Genomic DNA, 7,344 nt, shown 5'->3' on the forward strand with positions numbered 1-7,344 from the left:
GGTCAGCTCTTGGGGCGCCCGCTCAAAAATGGGCCGAACAAATCGATAGGCACAGGTAAAAAGGTGGTGGTGTTATGTTCGCTTGAAATCTCGCGCATCGTCTGCAGAAAACGCAACTGCAGGGCGATTGGCTCCTTGGCCATCATCGCGGCGGCCTGGACCATTTTCTCCGCCGCCTGGAATTCGCCTTCGGCATTGACGACTTTTGCGCGGCGTTCCCGCTCGGCTTCGGCCTGCTTGGCCATGGCGCGCTTCATCCCTTCAGGCAGCGAGACGTCCTTAACTTCCACTGAGGTGACTTTGATGCCCCACGGGTCGGTTTGCCGGTCGATGATCTCCTGCAGCGTCTGGTTGATCTTGTCACGGTGGGACAGCAACTCGTCCAGCTCGGCCTGGCCCAATACGCTGCGCAGAGTGGTCTGGGAAATCAGCGAAGTCGCCTTCCAGAAATTCTCGACTTTGATCACGGCGGCGATGGGATCAATGACACGGAAATAAACCACCGCATCGACGGTCACCGGGACGTTGTCGCGCGTCATGACTTCCTGCTTGGCGACGTCAATGGTAACGACGCGCAGGTCCATCTTGACCATCCGGTCCACCATCGGCCAGAGCAGGATCACCCCCGGCCCTTTTGCCCCGAGCAGTTTGCCCAGCCGGAAGATAACGCCCCGCTCATATTCGCGCAGGATGCGCAGAGCCTGGGGCATGATGGTTGCCACCAGTATCAAGACGACGATGACCGAGGGGATAATTTTAGCAAGGGCGGAGAACTGTTCCATAGGTCCTTTCGCTATTTGTTCATGTTAACTTTGGTTTGACCTTCAGCGTGAGGCCCTCGATGCCGATAATCTCAACGGGTTGCCCCGGCTCGACCGGGGCGTCGCTGATAGCGTTCCAATATTCGCCTTCGACAAAGACTTTGCCGCTATGGGCATCGATGTGGGCAATTGCGGCGGTGGTTTTGCCCAGCATCGCTTCTTTGCCGGTGCGCGAGGGGAGGAACTGGGCGCGCAATCCTGCGCCAACAATGAAAATGAAAAAGGCAGCCGTGACCAGCGTGGCGGGAATGATATAAGCCAAAGACAACCGGAAGGCCGGTTCGGCGCGATTAAAGAGCATCAGGGCGCCGAGGAAGAACGCGATGATGCCGCCGAAGGTGAGCACGCCATGTGTTGGCGCGAAGATGTCGGTAATGAACAGGAAGATGGCCAGGCCAATGAGAGCGACCCCGGCAAGATTGACCGGCAGAATGGACCCCATATAAAGCGCCAGGATGAGGGCGATGCCGCCTATCACCCCGGGCAAGATTGCTCCCGGGCTGCTGACCTCACCGATAATGCCATAGATGGCCGCCAGCATAAGAATCAACATCACCTCCGGACGCCAGAGCAGTTGGAACAGCCGCTCGCGGGCGGACACGGGAATCTCGACGACGGTGGCCGCGGCGGTCTTTAGAGGCTTGCCATTGACCAGGCGTCCATCGAGCTTCTGCAGCAAATCAGGCATATCGGTTGCAATCAGATTGATGACTTTGAGTTCGAGTGCCTTCTCGGATGTTATCGATTCGCTTTTCATGACGGCGGCTTTAGCCCACTCGACGTTGCGTCCGCGCTTTTCTGCGATGGTTTCGATCCAACTGCTGGCGTAGTTCTCCAGCTTTTGCTTCATGACATCATCCATCTTTTCCTCACCACCCATGCCCATGGAAACGGGATGGGCGGCGCCGATACTGGTATGGGGGGCCATGGCGGCCACATCGGCGGCCAGGGTGATGAAGCAACCGGCGCTCATGGCCCCGGCGCCCGAGGGCGCCACATAAACCACGATTGGGACACTCGATGCGTAGAATTTCTGGACAATTTCCTTTGTGGAATCCAGCAAGCCCCCCGGTGTATCCAGTTCAACCACCAAGCAGGCATCGTGGCGCGCCCCCGCCTCGTCAATGGCTCGCGCCACATAACTCGCCGTCGCGGGTCCAATGGCGCCGTCGATTCTAATCAGGCCAACCTGGGGCGCGGCGAAAGAGCAGACCACCCCGCCGAGCAGCAGGGCCAAAAGAACGGTTAATCCATGCCGCATCAGAGCCTCGCTATGCCTTACAATAACAAAAGCCCTGCTCAGAGCAATCCTTCTTTTAGGAGCACAAAAAGGCGTTAGCGGGGCTCGTGAAAAAGTCCAAGCAACGGGCTGAATGTAGGAGACGACGTAAGGAGTCTCTGATCAGCAACTTCTGGGTAAAGCAAAGGCGGCCGGCAGACAATTTTGATCAGAGACAATTCTCATTTTGGAGCCGCTGCCGCATAAATGCGGATTGCTGCGGCATTCCTTTGGCATTGGACTCCACCAGCTTTAAAAGGGAATGTAAGCCATGGCATTGATACGCATCCTGATAGACGGTTACAGTCTGCTGCATCATTGGCCTGAGCTGGCCCGAGGCCATGCTCGCCATTCAGCCGCCGCCCGCGATGAACTCATTCGCCGGATGACCTTGTACCAGGACGCCATCGGCACCCCCATTACCATCTTTTTCGACGGCGCCACCGCCCGGTTCGGCACGCCGGCTGCTGTGTCTAAGCCTGAACTGGAAGTCCTTTATTCGCGCGCCGGACAAACCGCTGACCAGATGATCGAGCGGGCGGCGCATCGTTTCGAGCCTTATGGGGAAGTGCTGGCAGTGACCGATGACCTCGCCGAGCGGGAGACCGTCAGCAGCGTCGGCGGGCTGGTATCCAGTTGCCGCAATTTTATTCAAACGGTTGAAAACACTTTAGCGGACCTGGCTGATGACATCAAACAACACAACAGGCAGGAACGGCGCCGGTTCCAAAAGCGCCAGTGACGGGGTCTTAGCCGCGATGGCGCCGCGGCGCGCCCTTTGGTGGGGTGTTTTGTGCCTGGCTCTTTTTGCCGCCTTGCTCCCGCGCGAAACCACAGCGGCAACCAACGCGCCGGCGAGCATTCACAATCGCTACCTGTTGATCGTCCAAACCTCACGCTCGATGCAGCACCGCTCCGAGGGGGTTGTGCAGGTGATCCAGGAGTTATTTAGCTCGGCCATGAACGGCCAATTGCTCCCGGGCGACACGATTGGCCTGTGGACCTATAACGACCGGCTCCATGGCGGCCAGTTTCGACTCCAACACTGGCTGCCCAATTCGCAGCAACAGATCACCGCTCGCTTGCTGGGCTACCTTCAAGCGCAGAAATTTGAAAACTCTGCGCGGCTGGAGAAGGTGCTGCCGGTGATGAGCAGTATTATCAACAAATCGGATTTCATTACGGTGATTTTGATCACAGACGGCGCCCAGGAGATGCACGGCACACCGTTTGATGACAAGATCAATGCGGCCTATAGCGCCTGGCGCGACCAGCAGCGAGCAAACCGGATGCCCTTCGTCACGGTGCTCCGAGCCAAGGGCGGCGCCATCACGGATTACTGCGCCAACCCCGCGCCATGGACCCCGGCCCTGCCCCCGTTACCTAAGGAATTGCTGGCGGCGCAGGAAGCGCCAAAGCCTGCCCCCGTCGTTACCCACCACGCCCCCGCCGCCACTGTGGCCCCGCTGATTTTTATCGGGAGAAAACCTGTCTCCCAAACGACGCTCCAAACGGAGACAGCCAAAGCCACCGGCTCCACGGCAACCGCCGACCAGTTGGCGAATACCTCCCCTGCTACAGCCTCGAACGGGCCGGCTGGGACTCCATCCAGCACAGCTTCTGTCACATCGAACCAGCAGCCCGCAAACCTCAAAAGCATAGCTCCGGTCGCGGCGGCTGCAACCGAACCGGCTGGCGGCACTGGTGTTTTGGCCTCCACAACGGGAGCATCGAGCGCGGGTCAGGACCGCACTGTAAGCCCGGAACCCCTCGGGCAATCGGTCAAAACAGGAGCATCTGCAGCATCAGGCACGGCACAGCCAGTGTCACCTATTGCGCCAAAAACGGCCCTCGAGGTTCGCGGCCACAGCGACATGCCAAAGCTCGTGGCATCCGCGGCCTCACCATTGAGCCCGCCGGCCCAGACAACCCCTTCCAATCGAATTTCATTGAACCCGTTCCTCTGGCTTGCGGGGGGCGGCTGTTTCGGGTTAGCCTTGGGCATGATTTGGCTCTGGCGCGTCCGAACACGGTCAACCGGCCCAATCAGCGTGATCACCAGATCGATGGAGCGCGGGTTCAAATGAATCGCCGGCAATTCCTGCTGCACACCACCACCGCGCTTGCCGCTGCCGCTGCGGCCCCCGTGGTCTATGCCGCCTTCGCCACCAATCCGACCGCGCAACACCTGCCCCGCTGGCGCGGCTTTAACCTGCTGGAAAAGTTCACCAAACGCCCTGAGGGCAACCCGCCGTACCAGGAGAGGGATTTTGCTCTTCTGCAGGAATGGGGCTTCGATTTCGCCCGGATGCCGATGTCGTACCTGTGTTGGACCGACCCGGCTGACTGGCTGAAGCTGCAAGAGCCGGAGTTAAAGGACGTCGATGCCGCTGTCGAGTTGGGCAGGAAACACGGTGTGCATACCAACTTGAACCTCCACCGCGCGCCCGGTTACTGCGTCAACCCGCCCCGGGAACCGCTGGACTTGTGGACAGATGAGAATGCCTTGGATGCCTGCGCCTTTCACTGGGCGCATTTGGCCAAACGATACAAAGGCATTCCCAATGCCCGAGTGAGTTTTGATTTGCTGAACGAACCTCCAGACATCAACGAAGAAACCTATGTGCGCGTAGTGACCCGTCTGGTGCAGGCCATTCGCGCTGAGGACCCGGCCCGGCTCGTGATTGCCGATGGCCTGCGCTGGGGTGGCAGTCCGGTCAATGGCCTCGCTTCATTGGGTATTGCCCAAAGCACCCGGGGCTATGAGCCGGTGCAGATTTCGCACTACAAAGCCAGTTGGATGCATGGTTCAGACAAGTGGCCGGTCCCGACCTGGCCGCTGCGCCAAGGCCAAAAGGACGAGATCAACAAAGAGACCCTCCGCCGCCGACACATCGAGCCCTGGCAGCGGCTTGAAAGCAAGGGGGTGGGCATTCATGTGGGCGAATGGGGCGCGTTCAATCGCACGCCGCACGATGTCGTGCTGGCCTGGATGCGCGATTGCCTGGCGTTATGGAAAGAAGCCGGCTGGGGCTGGGCCTTATGGAATTTGCAAGGCGGCTTTGGCGTTCTGGACAGCCAGCGCGAAGACGTCGCCTACGAAGATTTCCGCGGCCAGAAACTCGACCGCAAGATGTTGGAAGTGCTGCAGAGCGATAAGGGGTGATGGTATTCCCAAAACCTCGCCTGGATTCCCCCATTCTCCTCGTCCTCCATTTCTCCAGGGGTTTCGAGGACGAGGAGGACGGGAGCCCGACCATTTTCCAAACACGCTCTTGAATCGTTAAGCTTTATTCTGCCTCCGCGCTTCGTTCTTGGCCCCACTCAACCTTTCCCATCCTCCGCCCAGGGCTTTGACCAAAGCCACAGCAGCAATTTTTTGCTGGCCTTGAAGCTCAACAACGGAGCGTTCGATGTCGAGGGCTGCGCTTTGAGCTGTGGCAACTTCCAGGTAGGTTACCAGGCCGGCTTTGTAACGGTTATTGGCGATGTCGAGGGTGCGACGGGCGGCGGTGAGCGCCTGGAATTGGGCATCGGCCTGGGCTTGCAGCAGGCGCTGAGTGGCGATTTGGTCTTCGACTTCCTGGAATGCGCCGAGGACCGTTTGGCGGTAAGCGGCCACGGTCTCCTTGTAGGTGGCGCGGGCCAGAGCCAGTTGAGCGCGCAGTGCGCCTCCGGTGAAGAGCGGCAGTTGAAGGCTGGGACCGACCGCCCACAACCGGCTGGGCCAATCAAACCAGGTCGATGCGCTGAGCGATTCAAATCCAGCCAGGCCATTGAACTGGACAGCCGGAAAGAAGGCGCCTTGGGCGACCCCAATCCGCGCATTGGCCGCAGCCATCCGCTCTTCCGCAGCAGCAATGTCTGGCCGCCGTTCAAGCAGTTCACTGGGTAAGAGCAGGGGGATGGCTGGGGCGGGGGCGAGTTCCGCGCTGGCCGGCGCGAGTGCGAACCCTGTGGCCAAGCGCCCGCACAAGGTGGCCATCGCATGGAGCACCTGCGCCCGTTGCAGACGAAGGGCGGGCAGGGCAGCTTCGGTCGTCCGGAGCTGGGTTTGGGCTTCCGAGACATCGAGATCGCTGGCAACTCCGCCGCGCCGGCGGTTCAGGGTGAGCTCAAGCGAGCGGCGATAGGCCTCGATGGTGCGCACCAGGAGGTCGTCCTCGCTATCCAAGGCGCGCAAGAGGAAGTAATCGGAGGCCAGCTCAGCGCTGATGGCGAGCCGTACCCCTTCGAGATCGTCAGCGCTGGCTGTGAGTTGCGCGCGCGCCGACTCGACCTGGCGTCGCACGCGCCCCCAGAGGTCGGCTTCCCAGCCTGCGGTCAGTGTGGCGCTCCAGGTGTTAAAGGTAGGGCTCACCCCTGCGGGCCGCCCGTTGAAAGGGGCGTTCCGGCTCGTACGTTGCCTGGCGTAACTGGGCGCTGTTTGGACTTGAGGAAACAACTGGGCCCTTGCGGCTTTGACGGAGGCCTGGGCTTCATCGAACCGGGCGAGGGCCGCCGCCAAGTCCTGGTTGTTGGCCAAGGCGAGGTCTTCCAGGCGGTCCAATTCAGGCTCACTAAAGATTCGCCACCAGGCCCCGCGCGGGAGACCGGCGGAAGGAGCGGCGGGTTTCCAAGAGCCCGCGTGGGTGAGCGGCTCGGAAAAGACCGCTGGCATGGCATTGGCGCCGGCAGGGGCAGGGCGTTGGTAATTCGGGCCGACTTTGCACCCGGCGAGCCAAAGGGCCAACCAGAGGAGGCTAGCGACTGCGCAACAGCGCCTGAAGGTTGGGTTTTTCATGGAAATGCTGCTCGCCCGGAGTTCGGGAAGGTGCTAGAGCGTGTTTTATATAAGGGGCCGCGGCATAGATTACAGGCAAGGACCCCTCTCCCCTCCCGCTGCGACGGCGCGACAGCGCGGCGAGTCGGAAGGGGTATCTGTTTAGCCCGCTCGCGCCAGCGCTTCGTAGCGCAGGTTCCAACCCTTGTAGTTACCCACGTTTTCTTCGAGGAAACTTGAGGACTTCTAATCGCAGGTGGTTTTCGGTGGCTTGGCCCCAGAGCTAGCCGCGGGTTCAAACCCCGTAGGGGTAACCTGTTTATAGTACCCGTCCCGCTATGAGCGGCGCCAAACCCCGTAGGGGTGACCTGACACGTCATCAATCGACAGAGACGCGGCAGCTTTCGTGTTGTAGCGCATGTTGCGGACTCCTCTGTAAGCCGGCGGCTCGGATTATTGCTCTTCGGATTCAGTCGGGATTT

6 protein-coding genes are annotated in these 7,344 nt (G+C 60.2%); 3 read left to right on the forward strand and 3 right to left on the reverse strand.

Going from position 1 to position 7,344, the window contains the following annotated elements; translation table 11 throughout:
- Positions 1-2: 2 nt before the first annotated feature.
- Both VG146_06515 and VG146_06520 read right to left on the reverse strand, forming a co-directional pair.
- On the reverse strand, positions 3-782 hold the full coding sequence (locus VG146_06515) for a slipin family protein (protein ID HEV2392000.1): 780 nt from the start codon (positions 780-782) through the stop codon (positions 3-5).
- A 19-nt stretch (positions 783-801) separates the two neighbouring features.
- Positions 802-2,082, reverse strand: a complete 1,281-nt coding sequence (locus VG146_06520; protein ID HEV2392001.1) for a nodulation protein NfeD — start codon at positions 2,080-2,082, stop codon at positions 802-804.
- Positions 2,083-2,371: 289 nt separating this feature from the next.
- Here VG146_06520 and VG146_06525 point away from each other — a divergent pair, with 289 nt between their 5' ends.
- The 3 genes from VG146_06525 to VG146_06535 are packed head-to-tail and all read left to right on the forward strand — an operon-like array spanning position 2,372 to position 5,266.
- Positions 2,372-2,842, forward strand: coding sequence for an NYN domain-containing protein (locus VG146_06525; protein ID HEV2392002.1), 471 nt, complete (start codon positions 2,372-2,374; stop codon positions 2,840-2,842).
- A complete protein-coding gene (locus VG146_06530) occupies positions 2,787-4,187 on the forward strand; it encodes a hypothetical protein (protein ID HEV2392003.1) in 1,401 nt (466 codons plus the stop codon). Before VG146_06525 ends, VG146_06530 begins: the two co-directional genes overlap by 56 nt.
- Positions 4,184-5,266, forward strand: a complete 1,083-nt coding sequence (locus VG146_06535) for a cellulase family glycosylhydrolase (protein HEV2392004.1) — start codon at positions 4,184-4,186, stop codon at positions 5,264-5,266. Before VG146_06530 ends, VG146_06535 begins: the two co-directional genes overlap by 4 nt.
- 117 nt (positions 5,267-5,383) lie before the next feature.
- On the opposite strand, the gene VG146_06540 is transcribed toward VG146_06535, so the two are convergent.
- Positions 5,384-6,883 (reverse strand): efflux transporter outer membrane subunit, encoded by a 1,500-nt coding sequence (locus tag VG146_06540; GenBank protein ID HEV2392005.1) that lies wholly within the window; start codon positions 6,881-6,883, stop codon positions 5,384-5,386.
- Positions 6,884-7,344 lie beyond the last annotated feature (461 nt).

The sequence above is a fragment of the Verrucomicrobiia bacterium genome, from assembly GCA_035946615.1.
In the GTDB taxonomy this organism is placed as follows: Bacteria; Verrucomicrobiota; Verrucomicrobiia; order Limisphaerales; family UBA8199; genus DASYZB01.